The organism is Paraburkholderia diazotrophica (genome assembly GCF_038900755.1).
GTDB lineage: Bacteria > Pseudomonadota > Gammaproteobacteria > Burkholderiales > Burkholderiaceae > Paraburkholderia > Paraburkholderia diazotrophica_A.
In genome coordinates, this window is the sequence record NZ_JBBPEN010000007.1 from 393,727 (window position 1) to 413,307 (window position 19,581).

Consider the following 19,581-nt stretch of genomic DNA (forward strand, 5'->3'; position numbering starts at 1 on the left):
AACCAGTTTTCCTAACGTAGCAATTTTCGGCAGAGGATGAGAAAACGATGAAACCGACCACGTTACGTTGTTTGATTTCGGCGTCGGCGCTGGCCGGCGTGGCCGCCGCGGGCAATGCGGTGGCGGCGCCTTCCGATGCGCTCGTTGCCGCCGCAAAGCAGGAAGGGCAGCTTACGGTGATTGCGCTGCCGCACGACTGGTGCGGCTACGGCCCGATGATCGCGGCATTCCAGAAGAAGTACGGCATCAAGATCAACGAGCTGAATCCGGATGCAGGCTCCGGCGACGAAATCGAAGCGATCAAGGCGAACAAGGGCAACAAGGGTCCGCAAGCGCCCGACGTGATCGACGTCGGCCTTTCGTTCGGTCCCGCCGCGAAGGCGCAGGGTCTGTTGCAGCCGTACAAGGTGTCGACGTGGAAGTCGATTCCGGACGATTCGAAAGACGCCGAAGGCTACTGGTACGGCGACTACTACGGCGTGCTCGCGTTCGAAGTGAACGCGGACATGATCGACAAGGTCCCGGCCGACTGGAGCGATCTGCAAAAGGCCGACTACAAGAACGCCGTGTCGCTTGCGGGCGATCCGCGCTCGGCGAACCAGGCGATCCAGGGCGTCTACGCAGCGGGCCTTTCCGTCGCGAAGGGTGACGCGAGCAAGGCCGGCCCGGCGGGCCTCAAGTACTTCGCGGATCTCAACAAGAGCGGCAACTTCGTGCCCGTGATCGGCAAGGCGGCTTCGCTCGCGCAAGGCACGACGCCCATCATCGTGCGTTGGGACTACAACGCGCTCGCCGACCGCGACACGCTGAAGGGCAACCCGAAGGTACACGTGGTCGTGCCGAAGACGGGTGTCGTCGCGGGCGTCTACGTGCAGGCGATCAGCGCATACGCGCCGCATCCGAACGCGGCGAAGCTGTGGATGGAATATCTCTACTCGGACGAAGGCCAGATCGGCTGGTTGACGGGCTATTGCCACCCGATCCGCTACAACGAGCTGGTCACGCAGAAGAAGGTGCCGCAGGCGCTGCTCGACAAGCTGCCGCCCGCATCCGCATACAAGAGCGCGGTGTTCCCGACCCTGCAGCAACAGGACGCGACGAAGGACGTCGTAACAAAGCAGTGGGACCAGGTCGTCGGCGCGAACGTCAAGTAAGTGCGGCGTGATCTGGTGATGCGATTGCGATGCGGGCCGCGCTGCGCCGCCCGCATCGCCTGCCGCGACGGCGATGATGCCACGCGACGCAGCGCGCGCGTGTCTGTTCGAGGGTGAGCGAGGGTGAGTCGATGAGCGCTTCATCGGAAGCCGGGCCAGGCGGCGAGGCGGACCTGATGGTTTCGTCCGTGCCGGCGCCCGCGCCGAAGGTCGGCGGCACGGGCCGGTCGTCGCCGCTATGGACGTGGATCGGCGTGATGCCGTTCTTCGTCTTCGCATTGCTGTTCCTGATCCTGCCGACGGGCTTTCTGATGGTCGGCGCGTTTCAGGACGCGCAAGGCCACTTCACGCTCGCCAACATGCGGGACCTGTTCCAGGAAGGCACGCTCGACGCGTACTGGATCAGTTTCAAGGTGAGCGCGGCATCGGCGTTCGGCGGCGCGGTGCTCGGCTCGCTGCTCGCATGGGCGGCCGTGCATGGCCGGTTGCCGGGCTGGATTCGGCCGACGCTGCTCACGTTCTCGGGCGTCGCATCGAACTTCGCGGGCGTGCCGCTCGCGTTCGCGTTCATCTGCACGTTGGGGCGCGTCGGCCTCGTCACGGTGCTGCTGAAGAAGTACACGGGCATCAATCTCTATTCGACGGGCTTCAGCATCCTCAGCTTCTGGGGCCTGACGATCACCTACCTGTATTTCCAGATCCCGTTGATGGTGCTCATCATCACGCCCGCGCTCGACGGCCTGAAGCGCGAGTGGCGCGAAGCATGCGATTGCCTCGGCGGCACTGCGTATCAGTATTGGCGCTATGTGGCGTTGCCCGTGCTGTGGCCGAGCGTGCTGGGCGCGACGCTGCTGCTGTTCGCGAACTCGTTCGGCGCGGTCGCGACGGCGTATGCGTTGACGGGCAGCTCGCTGAACATCGTGACGATCCTGCTCTACGCGCAAATTCGCGGCGACGTGCTGCACAACCAGAACCTCGGCTATGCGCTCGCGCTCGGCACGATTCTCGTGACGGGGCTGTCGAACGGCGGCTATATCTGGCTGCGCTCGCGCGTCGAAAGGGGGCGCAGATGAGCACGCAATCTCGATCGAAAACGCAGTCGCGCACGCAACCGAACACGCAATCGCGCGTGGGCGCATGGACCGCGATGATCGTCGGGTCGCTGTACTTTCTGATTCCGCTGCTCGCGACTTTCGAATTCAGTTTGCGCATGCGGCGCGGCACGTACAGCTTCGATGCCTACAAGGTCGTGCTCTCCGATTCGCATTTTCAGGCGTCGTTCGGCTATTCGATTTTGATGGCGCTGCTGACGATCGTCGTCGGCGTGCTGCTCGTCGTGCCGACGGCGTATTGGGTACAACTGCGGCTGCCGAAGCTGCGCGGCATCGTCGAGTTCATCACGCTGCTGCCGCTCGTCGTGCCCGCGATCGTGATCGTGTTCGGCTATCTGCGCATCTACAACAGCAGCTCGATTCTGCCGTTGACGTCGAACGAGCGCGCGACCGATCTGCTGCTCGTATTCGGCTACGTGACGCTGTCGTTGCCGTATATGTATCGCGCTGTCGATGCAGGGCTGCGCGCCGTCGACATCCGTTCGCTGACGGAAGCAGCCGAATGCCTCGGCGCGAACTGGCCGACCATTCTTTTCAAGGTGATCTTTCCGAACATCCGCTCGGGCATTCTGTCCGGCGCGTTTCTCACCTTTGCGGTGGTGATTGGCGAGTTCACGATTGCGAGTTTGCTGGACCGTCCGGCGTTCGGTCCGTATCTGCAACTGATCGGCGCAAACCGCGCCTACGAACCGTCTGCGCTCGCAATCATCGCGTTCGCGGTTACGTGGGCGTCGATGGGGCTGATCCAGGTGTTCGGCTCCGTGCGCACGCTCGCTGCGCACAAGCCCTAAATCGAGGCACCGTCATGGCGTTTCTTGAAATCGACAGCCTGCACAAGACATTCGGCGCGAACACGGCGCTGCATCACTTCGACATGCAGATCGAGCGCGGCGAATTCATCACGTTTCTTGGGCCGTCGGGCTGCGGCAAGACGACAGTGCTGCGGATGATCGCCGGCTTCGAGACGCCGACGCGTGGCACGATCCGCCTCGACGGCCGCGACGTCACACATCTGCGTACACGGCAGCGCAAGGTCGGCATGGTGTTTCAGGCGTATGCGCTCTTTCCGAATATGACGGTCGCCGAGAACATCGGCTTCGGGCTGAAGGTCGCGCGTCGTCCGCAGAGCGAAATCAAGCAGCGTGTCGACGAAATGCTGCAACTGATCAAGCTGCCGCATCTCGGCGAGCGTTATCCGTGGCAACTGTCCGGCGGGCAGCAGCAGCGCGTCGCGCTGGCGCGCGCGCTCGCGGGCAAGCCGCAAGTGCTGTTGCTCGACGAGCCGCTCTCGGCGCTCGATGCAAAGATCCGCATTTCGCTGCGGCAGGACATTCGCGCGCTGCAACGCGAGCTCGGCATCACGTCGATTTTCGTCACGCACGATCAGGAAGAGGCGCTATCGATTTCCGACCGCATCGTCGTGATGAACGAAGGGCGCGTCGAGCAGGTCGGCACGCCGCTCGAGATCTACAACTATCCGCGCACGCGTTTTGTCGCGTCGTTCGTCGGCACGCTGAATATCCTGTCGGGACATGTGATCGATCCGTTGATGGGGCGCATGGCCGTCGACGGCCAGGAACTGCGCACGACGCAAACGCTGCCCGCCGACGATGCCGGCAAGAAGCGCATGCTCGCGCTGCGTCCCGAAGCGATCGTGCTCGAAGCGCCTGCTGCCGGCCGCAATACGCTGACGGCGACCGTCGAAGAAGTAAGCTTTCTTGGCGCGATCGTGCGCATCCGGACTCGCGTGAAAGACGAAGTGATCTCGCTCGACATCTTCAACGATCCGAACCGCCGTCTGCCCGAACGCGGCCAGCCTGTTGCGCTCGGTTTCTCGCACGAGAACCTGCTCGTGCTCGAAGAAGGAGCCTAGGGTTAGCCCTCGATTTTGCCGATAACGGCGTTCGGGAATCCGGACGCCCGCATTCCGGATTTCCGGAAAGCCGGAAGACCGGTCGGATGGCCATATTGAAATTGCTTTTCGAATCAACAGGCTAGACGAGAAATAAACGCTGGCATCGACCTTGCGAAGAAGACGTGCGGCCGCAATGGCCCATTCACTACAAAGCAGAGTAACGCGCTCCAGCGCCAACTCTGGTCGATAGGAGACAACGATGCCTGAGTTCCTGTTCTGGTCCCTCTGATTTCGTCGTCTTGTCGCGGGCTTGCTCACCGCGCATGACGCACGTCTGACCGTACCTCATGCGCTACGTGACTGGCCTTCGGTCCACCCGCTTTACTCCATCGCAGGAACATCATCGTGAAGAAACCTATTTATAAAGTCCTCTACGTGCAGGTGATCGTCGCGATCATCATCGGCATTGCGCTGGGGCACTTCTATCCGTCGCTCGCCACCGACATGAAGCCGCTCGGCGACGGCTTCATCAAGCTGATCAAAATGGTGATCGGGCCGATCATCTTCTGTACCGTCGTGACGGGTATCGCCGGCATGGAAGACATGAAGAAAGTCGGGCGCGTAGGCGGCAAGGCGCTGCTGTACTTCGAAATCGTCTCGACATTCGCGCTGATTCTCGGCCTGGCCGCGACGCACTTGCTGCGTCCGGGCGTCGGCTTCAACGTCGATCCCGCCACGCTCAACGGCAAGGAAGTCGCGTCGTATGCGGCGAAGGCGCACGGCCAGACGACGGTCGACTTCCTGATGCACATCATTCCGGACACGCTCGTGTCGGCGTTCTCGCAAGGTGAAATCCTGCAGATCCTGCTGGTCGCGCTGCTGTTCGGCGCGGTGCTCGCGCATATCGGCGAGCGCGGCAAGCCGGTGACGAGCTTCATCGAAAGCCTGTCGAGCATCCTGTTCGGCATGGTCGGCATCATCACGAAGCTCGCGCCGATCGGTGCGTTCGGCGCGATGGCGTTCACCATCGGCAAGTACGGCATCGGCTCGCTGCTGCCGATGCTGAAGCTGATCGGCACGTTCTATCTGACGTCGATCGTGTTCGTGGTCGTCGTGCTCGGCATCATCGCGCGCGCAGTCGGCTTCAACATCCTGCGCTTCGTCGCGTACATCAAGGAAGAAATGCTGATCGTGCTGGGCACGAGCTCGTCGGAAGCGGCGCTGCCGCAACTGATGCTGAAGCTCGAAAAGCTCGGCTGCTCGCGCTCGGTGGTGGGTCTCGTCGTGCCGACGGGCTACTCGTTCAACCTCGACGGCACCAACATCTACATGACGATGGCTGTGCTGTTCATCGCTCAGGCGACCAACACCGACCTCACGTGGGGCCAGCAATTGACGCTGCTCGCCGTGACGATGCTGACGTCGAAGGGCGCAAGCGGCGTGACGGGCGCAGGCTTCATCACGCTCGCCGCAACGCTCGCCGTCGTGCCGACGATTCCGCTGTCGGGCATGGTGCTGATTCTCGGCATCGACCGCTTCATGAGCGAATGCCGCGCGCTGACGAACATCGTCGGCAACGGCGTGGCGACGGTCGTGGTGTCGGCATGGGAAAAGGAACTGGACCGCTCGAAGCTGCGCGCCGCGTTGCGCCGCGATGTGTCGGTCAACGAAACGGCCGAGGTCTGAGCCATGAAGGCGGCGCCGCGGCAACATGGCGCGGCGCCGCTCGCAACGAGGGCGGCGGCGTCTCATCGATCGCCGCCTGATGCATCCGAAGGTCTTGCGGGCGCAGAGGCGCCCGACGGCTTCGACGCGTGCGATGGACCCGATGGGCTCGACCAGCCCGACGAACGCGACGAATGCGACGAACGCGACGATGGGGCGCGATATGCCACAATAGGCGATCCCCATCGAACGACTTCCGCCATCGTGACGCGTCGCCTGCTGATCCTGTTCGCGCTCGTCGCCGGGCTCGTGGCAGCCTGTGGGCTCACGTGGAGCATCACGTGGCAGCGCGGCATCGATACTTTGCGGCGCAACGCCGCCGTGCGCGCCGATCGCACGACGAACGCGCTCAGAAGCACGCTCGAGCGCTACGAATCGCTTCCTTATCTGCTCGGCGAGCATCCCCTCGTGCAGGACGTGCTCGTGGCGCCCGACGCGGACAACGTCGCGCGCGCCAATCAATATCTCGATGACCTCAATCGACGCGCCCGCGCGAACGTCACGTACATCATCACGGCGGCGGGCCGCTGCGTGGCGGCGAGCAACTGGAATGAGCGCGACAGCTTCATCGGCCAGGAGTATCTGTTCAGGCCGTATTTCGTCGAGGCCGAGAAGGGCAAGGTCGGGCGCTTCTTTGGCATCGGCACGACGTCGCTCGATCCGGGCTACTACATTTCGCAGCCGGTGCGACGCGATAACAAGATCGTCGGCGTGGCAGTCGTCAAGCTGAATCTCGAATGGTTCCAGGGCGCGGATGCGTCCGAGCCGCTGATCGTCACCGACGATCATGGCGTGATCTTTCTGTCGTCGGTGCCGGCGTGGAAATATCACACCGTCAAGCCGCTTTCGAGCGATGTGATCGCGTCGATCTACGACACGCGCCAGTACGCGCGCCAGCCGATCGCGCCGCTGCCGATGACGGTCGTGCGCACGCTCGAAGGCGGCGCACAGATCGTGCGCATCGGCGGCGGACGCTATGCGCCGCGTTTTCTCGCGTCGACGCGCGCGCTCGGCGAGCCGGACTGGCGCCTCATCACGATGGCGCCCATCGATCCCGTCAATGCAGACGCGCGCTACGCGACGATCGTGACGGGCTTCGGCTATGTGTCACTGTGGCTGTTGCTGTTCTACTGGCGCATGCGCCGCGCGCGCGTGCGCGAAGTGATGCGCAGCCGCGCGCTATTGCAGAAGGCCTACGCCGAACTGAACCAGCGCGTTGCCGAACGCACCGCCGATCTGTCGCAGGCAAACGAGCAATTGAAGAAGGAAGTGAGCGAGCGCACGCGCGCAGAACAGGAATTGCGCGCCGCGCATGACGAGCTGATTCAGGCGAGCAAGCTCGCGGCGCTCGGTCAAATGGCGGCGGGCATCACGCATGAGCTGAACCAGCCGCTCGCCGCGTTGCGCGGCTTCTCCGATAACACGCGCGTGTTTCTCGAACGCGGCGACCATGCATCGGCGAAAGACAATCTCGAAGCGATCGCCGCGCTCACCGAGCGCATGGGCAAGATCACGAATCAGCTGAAGCTCTTCGTCGGCCGCGCACGGCCGCGCAATGCGCGCGCGGGCGTCGCGCGCGCGCTGCGCAACGTACTGACGCTGTTGCAGAAACGCTTGCAGGGCGTGACGGTCGATATATCTTTGATCGACGAGGGCGCGGCGTCCGTGCGGCTCGATGTCGAGAGCGACGAACCGAAGCTGGTCGCGCATTGCGACGACTTGCGGCTCGAACAGGTGCTGATCAATCTGCTCGGCAATGCGCTCGACGCCGTGGCGGGCACGCCCGCGCCGCGCATCGCGATCGACGTCGAAACGGCTCAGGCAGTGCTCACGATCACCGTGAGCGACAATGGTCCCGGCATTCCCGACGACGTGCTCCCGCAGCTTTTCGAGCCTTTCTTCACAACGAAGGAGATGGGCCAGGGGCTGGGACTGGGGCTTGCGATCTGCTCGTCGATCGCGCGCGATTGCGGCGGCTCGCTCGTCGCGCGCAACAACGCCCAAGGCGGCGCTGCGTTCGTGCTGACGCTGCGCCGCGCGGGCGCTCAGGCAACGGATATCGCGGACTCCGTCACGACGGGCTCGTGATCTGGCGCAGATTCAACGCATGGTTAGATTGGCAGGGAACATGGTGAACAAGGACGTGCAGGTCCTCTATATCGAAGACGACGAACTCGTGCGGCGAGCGAGCGTGCAAAGCCTGCAGCTCGCCGGATTCGAGGTGGTGGGGCATGCGTCGGTGGAATCGGCGGCGCGGCTGATCAACGCGGAGTTTTCGGGCGTAATCGTCAGCGATATCCGCTTGCCCGGTGCGAGCGGTCTCGACCTGCTCGCGCAATGCCGCGAGCGCGCGCCCGATGTGCCCGTGATTCTCGTCACAGGGCACGGCGATATTTCAATGGCCGTGCAGGCGATGCGCGACGGCGCGTATGACTTCATCGAAAAGCCGTTCGCGTCGGAACGGCTGATCGAAACCGTGCGTCGCGCGCTGGAGCGTCGCACGCTGGTGCTCGAAAATCTCGCGCTGCGCCGCGAGCTCGCGGAGCAGGGCACGCTTGCGCCGCGCATCATCGGACGCAGTCCCGCCATCGAGCAGGTGCGCAAGCTGATCGCGAATGTCGCGCCAACGGACGCCTCCGTGCTGATCAACGGCGATACGGGCGCGGGCAAGGAGCTGATCGCGCGCAGTCTGCACGAGCTGTCGCCGCGCCGCGACAAGCCGTTTCTCGCGGTGAACTGCGGCGCGCTGCCCGAGCCGATGTTCGAATCGGAGATGTTCGGCTACGAACCGGGCGCGTTCACGGGCGCGGCGAAGCGGCGCATCGGCAAGCTGGAGCACGCGTCGGGCGGCACGCTCTTTCTCGACGAAATCGAAAGCATGCCGCTCGCGTTGCAGGTAAAGCTGCTGCGCGTGCTGCAGGACGGCGTGCTGGAACGGCTCGGATCGAACCAGCCGATACGCGTCGATTGCCGCATCGTCGCGGCCGCGAAGGGCGATATGACCGGGCACGTCGCGGCGGGCACGTTCCGGCGCGATCTGCTGTATCGGCTCAACGTGGTGACGATTGCGCTGCCGCCGCTGTCGGAGCGGCGCGAGGACATCGTGCCGCTCTTCGAGCATTTTCTGCTCGACGCGGCTGTCCGCTATCAACGGCCCGCGCCGATTCTCACCGACCGGCAGCGCACGAATCTGATGCAGCGCGAATGGCCCGGCAACGTGCGCGAGCTGCGCAACGCGGCGGATCGCTTCGTGCTGGGCGTCGGTGACGATACGGCGGCGACGGACGACGATGCCCTAACGTCGGTTACGCAGCCGTTGAAGGAGCGCGTCGAGCAGTTCGAGCGCGCCGTCATCGCCGAGGCGCTGGAGCAGACGGGCGGCGCCGTTGCGGTGGCGGCAGACAGATTGCAGGTCGGCAAGGCGACGCTCTACGAGAAGATCAAGCGTTATGGCCTGGCTGCGCGTGGGGAAGGGGAGCGGTGAAGCGGGAGGTGCGGCTGACGGCGGTTGCGCTGACGATTCAGCGCGAAGCCCGCCGTCGAGAAGATTCGGGCGATCAGGTCGTGCCCAGCGCCTTTTGCAGCAGTTGATCGAGTTCCGCGAACTGCGGCTCGCCGACGTAGCGCTTCAGCACCTTTCCATTGCGGTCGATGACGAACGTGGTCGGCGTCAGCTGGACGTTGCCGAACTGCTTCGCAGCCGAGCCGTCGTCCATCGCGACCTTGAACGGCAGGCGACGCGTTTCCGTGTAATTGGTCACGTACATCGGCGCGTCGTAGCTCATCGCGACGGCGACGAATTCGAGGCCCTTGTCCTTGAAGCGGTTATACGTCTGGATCATCTGCGGCATTTCCTTCATGCAGGTGTCGCAGCTCGTTGCCCAGAAGTTGACGAGATAGACCTTGCCTTTGAGATCGGCGGTCGACACTTTCTGGCCGGACAACAGCGTGAACGTAGCATCGGGCACGTGCTGCTGGCTGCCGAACGCGAAGTAGCCGGCAACGGCGATCGCACCAGCAACGACAGCCGCCGCGATATAGCGAACCGGGCTTGAGCGCCGCGAGGCGTTGCTTGGGATGGTTTGGCTCATGAACGGGACCTCGGAAGCGTGCGGAAGGCACGCTAGAACAACACCTGAAGGGGCGCCGGTACGTTGCGAGAACAGCAGCGGATTCGGGCGACCGGATTTTGTCTCATATTGTAGCGGCAATCCTGAGACGTGGTTCGCGGCGTAGTTAAGCGGCGGATAACGGGTGTATCGGGCGGCGGAGGCGGCGACCGCTTTGCGTGGGACGAGAGTAACCGCTAAAGCGCTAACTCTGGTCGACCGCTTTGGGTGGGACCATAGTAAGCGCTAAGGGGCCAACTCTGGTCGACCGCTTTGCGTGGGACGAGAGTAAGGCGCTAAAGCGCCAACTCTCGTCGACAGCGGATAATGATGCTTTCCGTTATGTAATCGCCGTTTCCGCGTCATGCTCCGTTCAATTCTTGTCGCATCTGCCCGCCGCTTCGTTCGTTCTGTCCATCCGTCAGATTCGTCTGCATTGCGTTCGCTGCTGGCGGCGGCCGTCGCTGTGCTGGCGGCCGGCTGGCTGCTTGCCGCGTGCTCGCCGACCTACGACTGGCGCACGATCATGAACAACGACAACGGCTACACGGTCGATCTGCCCGCCAAGCCGACGTCTGACGAGCGACAGATCGACATCGACGGCACGCCGATGAAAATGGCGATGCAAATCGCCGAGGCCGGCGACGCCGTGTTCGCTGTCGGCACGGTGATGCTGCCCAGCGGCGACCCGCAGGTGCAACGCATGGCGCTCGACTATCTGCGCTCGGGGCTCGCGCGCAACCTCGGCACCGCGCCGAACGCGCACGTAGCCACGATTCCGCTTGCCGCGGGCGGTCAGGTGCAAGGGCTCGAAATGACCTTCAGCGGCAAGGCGGGCCCGAAACAGGAAACGCGGACAATGCACGCGCGGCTCGTCGCGAAGGGACGTCATGTGTATCAGGCGGCCGTGATCGCGAGCAAAGAACCGCCACCGGAACAAGTCGAGCAATTCTTCGAATCGTTCAAACTTTACTGATTTGGGGCCGGATAACGGGCCACCGAACGCGCGAGCAAGTGAAAGTTCCTTCGCAGAAAAGACCGCTAATCTCGCGTTTACATGGGACTTTTTTGGTTACTCACAGGATCTGTGGATAACTTTGTTGGTAACTCTGTGCGGTAGCCCGCAAATGCCCATCGGACGGGCAGGTTGTCACTTTGCCCTGAATCTTGGCATTTTGAAAAACTCAATAAAATCAAAGACATTATCGATGCGCCTCACAACAGCCTTTCAGATGTATCAAAACTTATCAGAGGGCGGATAATGTGCATAAGTCAAGTCTTGACATGCGTTTTTTTGTCCTCCGCAGCTTTTACTGGGTGCTGAACGCCCGGCGATATTGCACCGCTTCGGAGATCTGCGCGGCGTTCGGGACGTCGTTGCCCGCGAGATCCGCGATCGTTCTCGCGACCTTGAGCACGCGGTAATAAGCGCGCGCTGACCAGCCGAAGCGCTCGCCCGCTTCCCGCAAGAGCCGCTCGCCGTCGCTGTCGGGCCGGCAGACTTCATCGACTTCGCGACCGTTCAATTCGCGGTTCGTCTTCGCTTGCCGCCGAAGCTGGCGTTCGCGCGCCGCGTCCACCCGTTGCGCAATCGACGCGCTCACCTCGCCTTGCGTCGTCGAGCGCGCGGACAGTTCGGCGGGCGAGAGCGCCGGAATCTCGATCTGAATATCGATGCGATCGAGCAGCGGCCCCGACAGCTTGCGCAAATAGCGCGCGGCGACCTCGGGCGTGCACCGGCAGCGGCCGCCAGGATCGCCGCGCCAGCCACAGGGACAAGGATTCATCGCGGCGATCAGCTGACACGCCGCGGGAAAGTCGGCCTGCAGCGCTGCGCGCGAAATCGTGATGCGGCCGTTTTCCAGCGGCTCGCGCAGCGTTTCGAGCACATGTCTGTCGAATTCGGGCATTAGGTTCCCGTTTCTGTCTGTATGTTTTAATGTAGGGAAGGCTCTGGCAAGTTTGCTTTTATTCGTTACCGACGCAAGGTATCTAAATGCAGACAAACAATGTGCGTGCGATTCACATAAGTCCATCGGCACTCGGGACATGGGACTCCATTTCGCAGTTCGTTGGGCTGACTCCTGCTGCGGGTATGGGTCCCCGTTATCAAACATTACCCAGTGTGGCCCTCATTGTGAACTCAGACGATGGCTTACCTCTGTGGGCGCCAACCTTGTTTCTCGCCCGAAGTGCGACACGAAGCCGCGGAGTCACCGGCGACACTTGCCGGACCTATGCCGAATGTCTGATCGACTGGATTCGATTCATCACCACAGCCGGCAGTACGCTGGAGCGCGTCAATGAGGAACTCCTCCAGCGGTACCGCACAGAGCTTCGCCATGAGCGTGTTGGTCCCCGATATAAGACGTCGTCGGCCACCGCAAACCTCCGCGTTACTGTGGCCTCCAAATTCCACCTATGGTGCCAAAGCCACGGCTTCCCGTCTCCGTTGGGTGCATTTCTTTTGGAGCGAGAGAAGGATGAGCGTCAAAGACCACTTATGCCTGGCGTCCTTCACCGACATCCGCGTTTGCTCAACATGGATGAAATCAAGGGGTTATTTCAGTACGCGCGGATGCCCTATAAGCTGGCCTTTCGGTGGGGCCTGACGACCGGGATGCGCCGGTTTGAGGTAGCTATGCTGCCGCGCTCGCTGCTTCCCACACCAGAACAATTGGAGCAGTTGGACGGTGAGTTCGCGTCGGTCGTAATTAGGCGAAAAGGCGGCAGAGAACTCGCGATCTATCCGCCAAAATCCTTGGTCGAAGAGACCAATTGGTACATCACGACTGATCGGATTTCGCCTTTCGATGGGTTCGACGATTACGTCTTTATAAATCGATCTCGATTTCCCGTGTCTCGCCAGGCACTGACGAGGGAATTCCGTCGTTGCGCTGATTTGATAGGAAGCGCTGCGACACTGCATCATCTGCGTCATACGTTCGCGGTGCACGTATTGAGGTACCTCGATAGTGCAAGAAAAGGGGAAATTGGAGTTGCAAAGAATTCGCTGAAGGTACTTCAGGTCCTTCTCGGGCACGCACACGTCGAAACGACCGAGATCTACCTACGTGCGGCGGAAGTCACAGGGCGCGATGCAATGGCCGCATTAGAGAGCCTTTACAGGACTTCCCATGAAACTGACGCGTGAACGATTGCCTTTAGTCCATCGACTGGTGGATGAAAGTGGTCATCTCGTCGCAACATTGGATTTGTCTAAGCTCGAAGTTTCGCCCGTGATCGCCGCAGCGCTGTTGCGCGCCCACGACGCAGAATACGGACACACGGCGATCGAAACTCAGAAGCAGGCATTCCGCTGCATTCGAAAGCTTATTCTATGCTTGCAGCAATCAAAGATTGCTTTTCAGCTACCTCTTCCTTCAACGATCGCCAGTATGTTTCACGATTGGCTCGAAGCGTCTCATTTGGTCAGTAGCACCGCTCAGAGTCACCAGAATATTGTCTTCACGATTCTACGTTGGTGCCGACGCAATGCCCCTGAAGTTATCTCAGAAAATTCGTATATCGGAGGGCATGGATTTGCGAGGAACGAGCCGGAAAAAAGGAATGGTGTTGATGGAGATTCGGTCAAGCTTATACTTGCTCGCTGCTATGACGAAATCGAAAAAATAGAAGCTAGGCTTGAATTCGGTAGGCGCTTGGTCAAGGAGAATTATGAGGAGAGCGAGGAAAACAATATGCTGTCTCGCATATTGATTGATCTGCTCAGAATCGGTAAGGGGCGGATTCCAAATCAGCGTGTTATTGGGAACTCGAAACTTTCTCTCTCCCGAAGAGTGGCTGCGTGCGGAGGGTTGCAATATGTTCGGTCCCTGATGTATTTGACGACCGGAGATGTTTTCCCGTTCTATATGGCAGTCGTTACGCAAACCGGCGGCAATCCTATGGCAATTCGATTGTTAGAGTTGAATTGTATAGAGCCGCATCCGCTAAGAAGCGATCTCGAATTTTTATGCTGGGATAAAAAGCGGGCGAAATCTGAGCAACGTCAAGACTATCCCGTCGGTAAGAAATGGTCGGCCCCCAATATTATTCGCCGGCTTCTGAAGTTAAATGAAAACCTTCGGATGGACGCGCGACCTAGCGTGAAAAAACAGGTATTTTTGGCTCGGGGTTTAAGGCGGGATGAGCCAGAAGTACCCTCTGTACAATCATTGCATAACTATCTGGCAGCCTTCGTCGATAGATATAAGATTCAGGACTTCGATTTTGAAGACATGAGAACTACTGTGGCCAGGGTTCTTCATAGAGATTCTCATGACATCGAGATTCCTAAAAGACGTTTGAATCACAAAAATGTGAAAACGACGTCCAGGTATACCTCAATTGAAGAGTTTCCGTTGCAATGGCATGACAAAATTACTGAGTTTCAAGGTATTTTGATAGGTCAGGGGGGCGCTGAAGGTGTGTCCAGACGGAATGGTGGTTATGAAGGGATTGTCAAAAAGCCTGCTGAAACTGTATTCGGTTTCGGTTGCCGTGATCCCTTTGCTGGAGCTGATGGTGTTACGCCAAAAGGGACGCGTTGCACTAATTTTACTGGGTGCAGCACATGTACTGGCAGCGTAATTCCTCTTGATGATCCGCGTGTCATATCGAGAATCCTTGCTGCAAAGGTAGCATTGGAAGCGGCACGGCAAGATGCGCTTGTACATGGATGGTCAAGTCGATTTGAGGCCGTCTATGGCGATACGCTTTCAATTATCAATACAACCATCTTGTCTTCCGTGTCTCCCGTGGTCATGGAGAAGGCAAGGAAACATATGAATGTCAGCCTTATCCCTGTCCTCGAATAGATTGGAGGGATATATGGGATCAAGTGGACGAAATGTAACGCACCTCGAACACGTTCCGTTACTGGAAGACAAAGACCTGGCCATTCGATGGGATACCTTGATCCCATCTGGAAAGGGCACACGACATCAGCGGCATGTCCTCATGAAATCGACCAAGCAGCTATTTCAGCTAATGTACGGAGCGTCAAACATTAGAGGGAAGCACTACGGCGAAACAACGAAACTTCAGGGGTTCGGTTACCTGCGCGTGCTGGCGAGATGGATGGTGAGAAACTCGATATGGCGCTTTTCCGATATCTCACAGAAGGATATTGTTAAGTTTATTGCGAGCCGCCGTCCAAGAAAGGACGCATTGTCAGAGCGCACAGTCGCAAGTTGGATATCGAAATTTCAGCTAATGTTTGATTTGGCAGGGAAGTACGATTTTTCGCTCACGGTGGATATTCGGACCATAGATGATCAAATATACGAAAAGATTCGGGGGCGCCCCGCTCGGCCATGGAAATCTCTTGACGCCAGTATTACGATTGCACTTATCAGAGATGCGCTTCAGTGGATTCAAGACTTTGCGCCGTTTTTTGAGAGTGTCGCGGAGGAGTCATGGCTCCGTAGCAGGCGCACGATTGGTCTCAGTAAAAAAAAGCGCAGTGTTGTGTCAGATAAATTCTATAAGCAAATATCCGAAAGGCCAACGTATAAAAAGTTGGCAGAGTCACTCAATTTTTCTGGACCTGTTTATAAAACAATCTCTGTAGGACTGTCAGTTATGGAGGGTGCTTGTGCTTTTTTATTGCTGGTACTGGTCGGTTTGCGAGTGAGTGAGTTGCTATCCTTGAATAAGGATTGCTTGATATTTGAAGAGGTGGAAGGTAAATCAGGCCTTGGATATATCAGGGGGATCGCAGCCAAGAAGCAGGGGCGCGCGAGGCGCTGGGTAGCCGGGCCCCCAGTTCAGGAAGTAATTAATTTCCTTCTGCGCCTTACGAGACATACCCGGTCGCCACGCATTAAAAGTCAAGCGCTGTTACTAAGTCGATCGAAAGGCTCACCGCTGTTCTGAATCGGATCAGCTCCGACTCGGTGGGGTTCCGTGACCTTGAGCAATCGAGTGAAATTATTCGCATGTAGTGCTATGAGAAAGGGGGGCGCAAAGGTTAGCCATTTGCACCCACATATGCTGCGAAAGACGTTTGCGCAGCTCGCTGTTTTACGAGACAAAAGTAGATTGGAACCCGTTGCTGCGCAGTTGGGGCACGTTTATCAATCGTTTACTGATAATCGATACATCGGAATTGATCATGACTTGGCGACCCTTCTTGCAGAAGAGGATAGAAAAGAATTAGCTAGCGGACTCGAAGTATTACTGACTTCTACGGCTGTTGGTGGAAAAGGAGCTGCGGCTTTGAGCGCGGTTCGAGGGCAGGCTGCGAAATTTCGAGGTAAAAAGACGCTCCGTGCATTTATCGAAAAGCTGATTGACGGAGGCGTTTTACTGGGCCCTTGTCATTGGGGTTTTTGCGTTTACTCACGTAGTCACTCCGCGTGCGATGGCAGCGACACCGGCCCGAATCCAGTAAACCGGGCACCAGATGTCTGTGCCGGATGCGTCAACTTGGCTGTGACCGAGAAACATATTTCTTGGTGGAACGAACGCGCTCGTGATCAGGAACTGTTCTTGGAGCGCCCTCGTCTTCCTGTGCAGACACGTTTAGTTGTCGAGGAGAAGCTAAAAAAATCTCGCTCAGTGCTTGCTGGTTTGGTTAAAGCGAGCGCCGGCGTTGCATCTACCAGTCCCGAGAAAATCTAGAGAATATTATGAACGAACAGTGCTCTCAAAACTCAAGTGATACCCTGGACGTACGTGAGCGAGTGCAGGCAGCTATATTGTTTCTGCGCGAGAACAATGGACTCAAAGCCATAACGGTATCAGCGGTTTTTCGTGCTGCGGGTGTGAGTCGATCCAGTTTATATCAACGCCATCGCGACATTGTTGACGAGATTTCGCAGTCCACGCGGCCTGCTCCTGCGGAAAGCGCACCGAAGACTGGATCATGAATGAACGGCGCTCTCAAAACTCAAGTGATACCCTGAACGTACGTGAGCGAGTGCAGGCAGCTATATTGTTTCTGCGCGAGAACAATGGGCTTAAAGCCGTAACGGTATCAGCGGTTTGTCGTGCTGCGGGTGTGAGTCGGGCCAATTTATATCAACACCATCGCGACATTGTTGACGAGATTTCGCAGTCCGCGAGGACTGCCCCGGCGGAAAGCGCATCGAAAACTGGAGGCTCTCGGCGCGTTAAAGGCACAGATCAGCATGTGAGCGAACTTCAGCATCGCCTGCGTGAGTCGGAAGCAAGATACCGGGCGGTGCTATACGTCTGTCTTGAGCAGCAGGCCGAACTCGTCGCACTACGGCAAGAACTGGAGAGTCAACTTGCGTCTCAAATGCCTGGCGCCCGAACCCGGGCAATGAGGCGGAAGTAAAAGATGCAGATGAGGATATCAATTCGTTTTCGGGCGCCCCGACGTACCGGTTTGCACGCCGCCCGGGGGCGAGAACACTGCAACTGTCGATGTACGCATCGACCGAGCCGCAAGATCTGTGCACCGCTATTGCTGACGTGGTTCGGCAGTGTGTGGGTCATCCGGTATTGCCGGATTCCTGTTGCCGTCGTTTGCCAACAGATCGATCTCCTCGAACGCCCTCTTGCATGCAATCCGCGTCGAGTCTCCGCGCGCTATCCCGCGTCAAGGCGAAGAGCGGGGAAGCACTTGATGAACGGCCGCACTACCGCCAGACGATTGCTCAACCGATCTGCGAATCGCGGCACGCGTTGAAAAATTGCAGATGTTAAAAACATATGCTCATATACTGCTACTAGATAACGCAACGGACAGAGATAGATGAGTAACAAGACGGTCCAGCAGTTGCTCCGGGGATGCCAGCGCGGCCACCCTATCGACTCCGCCATGCTCAGAGAAATGGGGATAAGCAACGCCCTTGCTGCCTATATGGTCAGGGCCGGCTGGCTACAGCGCCTTTCGCAGGGCGTCTATCTTTTGACCGGCGACGCTCCCTGCCTAGACGGTGCGATCACTCATCTGTCCCGGTGCATACCGGGCCTTCATGTGGGCGGTAAGACAGCTCTTTCCTGGCAGGGTGTTCGCCACAACATCGCATTCCGGGAAAAGATTGTGTTATGGGGGCGGAGATCGCATCGCATTCCTGCTTGGGTAGATGACTTGATGAGCTATTCGTACCAGACCACCGATCTGTTCGACGGCAATCTACCCTACGACACGGGACTTAAACCCCTGCCGGCAAGGTCTCCGGAGGTGTTGGTCTCAGTGCCTGAGCGTGCCATCCTTGAACTGGCTAGCGACGTTGGAAAAGGGCAGTCAATGGAGGAAGCGAGCAACCTTTTAGTCGGTTTGCGTAACCTCCGCTCCGACGTGCTGGACGAATTCTTGAGGCACTGCAAACGGGTAAAGGTTGTCAGGCTTGTGCGTGATCTCGGGCGCGAAGCCGATTTTGCGTGGGCACGCGACCTCCAGAAGCACGTAGACCGTCTTGGCGCTGGGAAGCGATGGTCGAACAAGACAAAGAATGGCCGTTTGACACTTAAACCATAGGTGCCAGCGATATCCCGTGCGCTCAACCGCCCGTCGTAGCGGCGCACCATGGCTGGCGCCCCATCGTCCCTATACTCGCTTGTACTCGCATGGTCTGGATTCGACGGCGTCAACCGTTGGGATCGGCTGCGGTACTGCGCTTTCAAGATGTTCTTCCAAGTGCCCCCCTCGGTCTTGGATGTAAATTGGGACAGGGACCTTGCTGGCTGCAGATTCTGAATCGCTAATACAGGTAATGCACCCAGTCTAATTGCGATTTGTCCGCACGGATCGCTGTAATCACTAATAGGCTAACGCAATAAAGACTCAAGAATGGATTTTGACCTGCCGTAAACCATAGGGATTGGTTTCTTCGGTGAGATAGACGATGAGTACAAAAGAAGCCGTAGAGGCCCGCTACGCTGAGATATGCGACGCTTTGGGGATTGCCAGTAGGCCAACCCTGAAGCTCGTTCCGGAGTTAGAGCAGTTTTCGCGCCGATTAGCCGGTGTGTATGTGGCACGGCATCATACGCTTACGCTACCGGTGAGCGACGAGCCGAACGACTTTGTCATCGTGCACGAGCTTTGCCACTCTGTGGCAGCTTGGACAATCGGCTACAGAGGGTCTCATGGGGCACCCTACCTAGCTCTATTGCATCTTGCCTGTCTCCATTATTTCCCAAGCTATAACGGCACAATCATTGAGCTTACGGTTAGCGGAGAGTGGCCATTGCTCGTTCCGCGGCGCTGGCGTGAAAGGGAGATTGAAGCTGCAAGACAGGTTGCTAACTTAGTGCAGACTGAGTGTGAAGGCGCTGAGCGTCCGTCGATCGAGGCGCTGGCAGAGCGCGTAAAACATTACTTCCCTGAGCGAGTAGACGGGCATATGTCGATGCTCGGTCGATGGCGAGATCGCGCGATGACGCAAAAGGGAGTATGGATGGGCTATTGGTGCGTCTTTGCTACCGCTTTGACGTTGATCCTGACCTACTGCGCGCGCTGGTTGCCGTCAGCTTCATTTCGTGGCGAACTGATTGTATGGGTGAGTTGCTTTTGGGCGGGTGTCGATGGCGGTCAGGAACCGCGCAAATCCGGCGACACACAGTTGACGTGACGTGATAAAGGCGGTAACTGCAAGTTGCGGGGAAGGTCCTGACGCTGTGCGCGTCGGAAGGAGCCCGTAGGGCGA

15 protein-coding genes and 1 pseudogene are annotated in these 19,581 nt (G+C 58.8%); 14 read left to right on the forward strand and 2 right to left on the reverse strand.

Annotated features, from left to right (window positions below; all coding sequences use genetic code 11):
• Positions 1 to 47: 47 nt before the first annotated feature.
• The 7 genes from AABE10_RS23285 to AABE10_RS23315 all read left to right on the forward strand — a co-directional run bounded on the left by AABE10_RS23285 (position 48) and on the right by AABE10_RS23315 (position 9,330).
• Positions 48 to 1,154 (forward strand): ABC transporter substrate-binding protein, encoded by a 1,107-nt coding sequence (locus tag AABE10_RS23285; RefSeq protein WP_342935588.1) that lies wholly within the window; start codon positions 48 to 50, stop codon positions 1,152 to 1,154.
• Between the two features lie 131 nt (positions 1,155 to 1,285).
• Positions 1,286 to 2,227 (forward strand): ABC transporter permease subunit, encoded by a 942-nt coding sequence (locus AABE10_RS23290; RefSeq protein WP_342935589.1) that lies wholly within the window; start codon positions 1,286 to 1,288, stop codon positions 2,225 to 2,227.
• On the forward strand, positions 2,224 to 3,057 hold the full coding sequence (locus tag AABE10_RS23295) for an ABC transporter permease (protein ID WP_342935590.1): 834 nt from the start codon (positions 2,224 to 2,226) through the stop codon (positions 3,055 to 3,057). Before AABE10_RS23290 ends, AABE10_RS23295 begins: the two co-directional genes overlap by 4 nt.
• 14 nt (positions 3,058 to 3,071) lie before the next feature.
• Entirely contained in the window at positions 3,072 to 4,139 is a 1,068-nt protein-coding gene (locus tag AABE10_RS23300; RefSeq protein WP_342935591.1) for an ABC transporter ATP-binding protein, read from the forward strand.
• Between the two features lie 387 nt (positions 4,140 to 4,526).
• On the forward strand, positions 4,527 to 5,807 hold the full coding sequence (locus AABE10_RS23305) for a dicarboxylate/amino acid:cation symporter (protein WP_342935592.1): 1,281 nt from the start codon (positions 4,527 to 4,529) through the stop codon (positions 5,805 to 5,807).
• A 3-nt stretch (positions 5,808 to 5,810) separates the two neighbouring features.
• Entirely contained in the window at positions 5,811 to 7,934 is a 2,124-nt protein-coding gene (locus tag AABE10_RS23310) for a sensor histidine kinase (RefSeq protein ID WP_342935593.1), read from the forward strand.
• A gap of 40 nt (positions 7,935 to 7,974) precedes the next feature.
• The gene (locus tag AABE10_RS23315; RefSeq protein WP_342935594.1) at positions 7,975 to 9,330 is read left to right on the forward strand and encodes a sigma-54 dependent transcriptional regulator; all 1,356 of its coding nucleotides are present in this window, start codon (positions 7,975 to 7,977) and stop codon (positions 9,328 to 9,330) included.
• Positions 9,331 to 9,403: 73 nt separating this feature from the next.
• Here AABE10_RS23315 and AABE10_RS23320 read toward each other — a convergent pair whose 3' ends face one another.
• Positions 9,404 to 9,937 carry a TlpA disulfide reductase family protein gene (locus AABE10_RS23320; protein WP_342935595.1) on the reverse strand — a complete coding sequence of 178 codons (534 nt, stop codon included), beginning with the start codon at positions 9,935 to 9,937 and terminating at the stop codon, positions 9,404 to 9,406.
• A 382-nt stretch (positions 9,938 to 10,319) separates the two neighbouring features.
• On the opposite strand from AABE10_RS23320, the gene AABE10_RS23325 reads away from it, so the two are divergent.
• Complete coding sequence (locus tag AABE10_RS23325; RefSeq protein ID WP_342935596.1) at positions 10,320 to 10,931, forward strand: hypothetical protein; 612 nt, start codon at positions 10,320 to 10,322, stop codon at positions 10,929 to 10,931.
• Positions 10,932 to 11,265: 334 nt separating this feature from the next.
• Here AABE10_RS23325 and AABE10_RS23330 read toward each other — a convergent pair.
• Positions 11,266 to 11,865, reverse strand: a pseudogene (locus AABE10_RS23330) (ATP-binding protein); the annotation flags it as partial.
• Between the two features lie 632 nt (positions 11,866 to 12,497).
• Between AABE10_RS23330 and AABE10_RS23335 the strand changes: the two are divergent.
• From AABE10_RS23335 to AABE10_RS23360, 6 genes are all read left to right on the forward strand, one after another.
• Entirely contained in the window at positions 12,498 to 13,109 is a 612-nt protein-coding gene (locus tag AABE10_RS23335) for a site-specific integrase (protein WP_342935597.1), read from the forward strand.
• Positions 13,093 to 14,775 (forward strand): hypothetical protein, encoded by a 1,683-nt coding sequence (locus AABE10_RS23340; RefSeq protein WP_342935598.1) that lies wholly within the window; start codon positions 13,093 to 13,095, stop codon positions 14,773 to 14,775. The genes AABE10_RS23335 and AABE10_RS23340 overlap by 17 nt, the downstream gene beginning before the upstream one ends.
• Positions 14,776 to 14,917: 142 nt before the next feature.
• Positions 14,918 to 15,835 (forward strand): hypothetical protein, encoded by a 918-nt coding sequence (locus tag AABE10_RS23345; RefSeq protein WP_342935599.1) that lies wholly within the window; start codon positions 14,918 to 14,920, stop codon positions 15,833 to 15,835.
• Positions 15,836 to 16,000: 165 nt separating this feature from the next.
• On the forward strand, positions 16,001 to 16,582 hold the full coding sequence (locus AABE10_RS23350) for a hypothetical protein (RefSeq protein ID WP_342935600.1): 582 nt from the start codon (positions 16,001 to 16,003) through the stop codon (positions 16,580 to 16,582).
• A gap of 1,099 nt (positions 16,583 to 17,681) precedes the next feature.
• The gene (locus AABE10_RS23355) at positions 17,682 to 18,410 is read left to right on the forward strand and encodes a type IV toxin-antitoxin system AbiEi family antitoxin domain-containing protein (protein ID WP_342935601.1); all 729 of its coding nucleotides are present in this window, start codon (positions 17,682 to 17,684) and stop codon (positions 18,408 to 18,410) included.
• A 367-nt stretch (positions 18,411 to 18,777) separates the two neighbouring features.
• Entirely contained in the window at positions 18,778 to 19,506 is a 729-nt protein-coding gene (locus AABE10_RS23360) for a hypothetical protein (protein ID WP_342935602.1), read from the forward strand.
• Positions 19,507 to 19,581: the final 75 nt, after the last annotated feature.

Excerpts from the sequence above, each read along its gene's own strand:
- AABE10_RS23285 (WP_342935588.1), top strand. The coding sequence starts at position 48 with ATGAAACCGACCACGTTACGTTGTTTGATTTCGGCGTCGGCGCTGGCC.
- AABE10_RS23290 (WP_342935589.1), top strand. The coding sequence starts at position 1,286 with ATGAGCGCTTCATCGGAAGCCGGGCCAGGCGGCGAGGCGGACCTGATG.
- AABE10_RS23295 (WP_342935590.1), top strand. The coding sequence starts at position 2,224 with ATGAGCACGCAATCTCGATCGAAAACGCAGTCGCGCACGCAACCGAAC.
- AABE10_RS23300 (WP_342935591.1), top strand. The coding sequence starts at position 3,072 with ATGGCGTTTCTTGAAATCGACAGCCTGCACAAGACATTCGGCGCGAAC.
- AABE10_RS23310 (WP_342935593.1), top strand. The coding sequence starts at position 5,811 with ATGAAGGCGGCGCCGCGGCAACATGGCGCGGCGCCGCTCGCAACGAGG.
- AABE10_RS23315 (WP_342935594.1), top strand. The coding sequence starts at position 7,975 with ATGGTGAACAAGGACGTGCAGGTCCTCTATATCGAAGACGACGAACTC.
- AABE10_RS23320 (WP_342935595.1), bottom strand. The coding sequence starts at position 9,937 with ATGAGCCAAACCATCCCAAGCAACGCCTCGCGGCGCTCAAGCCCGGTT.
- AABE10_RS23325 (WP_342935596.1), top strand. The coding sequence starts at position 10,320 with ATGCTCCGTTCAATTCTTGTCGCATCTGCCCGCCGCTTCGTTCGTTCT.
- AABE10_RS23335 (WP_342935597.1), top strand. The coding sequence starts at position 12,498 with ATGGATGAAATCAAGGGGTTATTTCAGTACGCGCGGATGCCCTATAAG.
- AABE10_RS23340 (WP_342935598.1), top strand. The coding sequence starts at position 13,093 with ATGAAACTGACGCGTGAACGATTGCCTTTAGTCCATCGACTGGTGGAT.
- AABE10_RS23345 (WP_342935599.1), top strand. The coding sequence starts at position 14,918 with ATGAAATCGACCAAGCAGCTATTTCAGCTAATGTACGGAGCGTCAAAC.
- AABE10_RS23355 (WP_342935601.1), top strand. The coding sequence starts at position 17,682 with ATGAGTAACAAGACGGTCCAGCAGTTGCTCCGGGGATGCCAGCGCGGC.
- AABE10_RS23360 (WP_342935602.1), top strand. The coding sequence starts at position 18,778 with ATGAGTACAAAAGAAGCCGTAGAGGCCCGCTACGCTGAGATATGCGAC.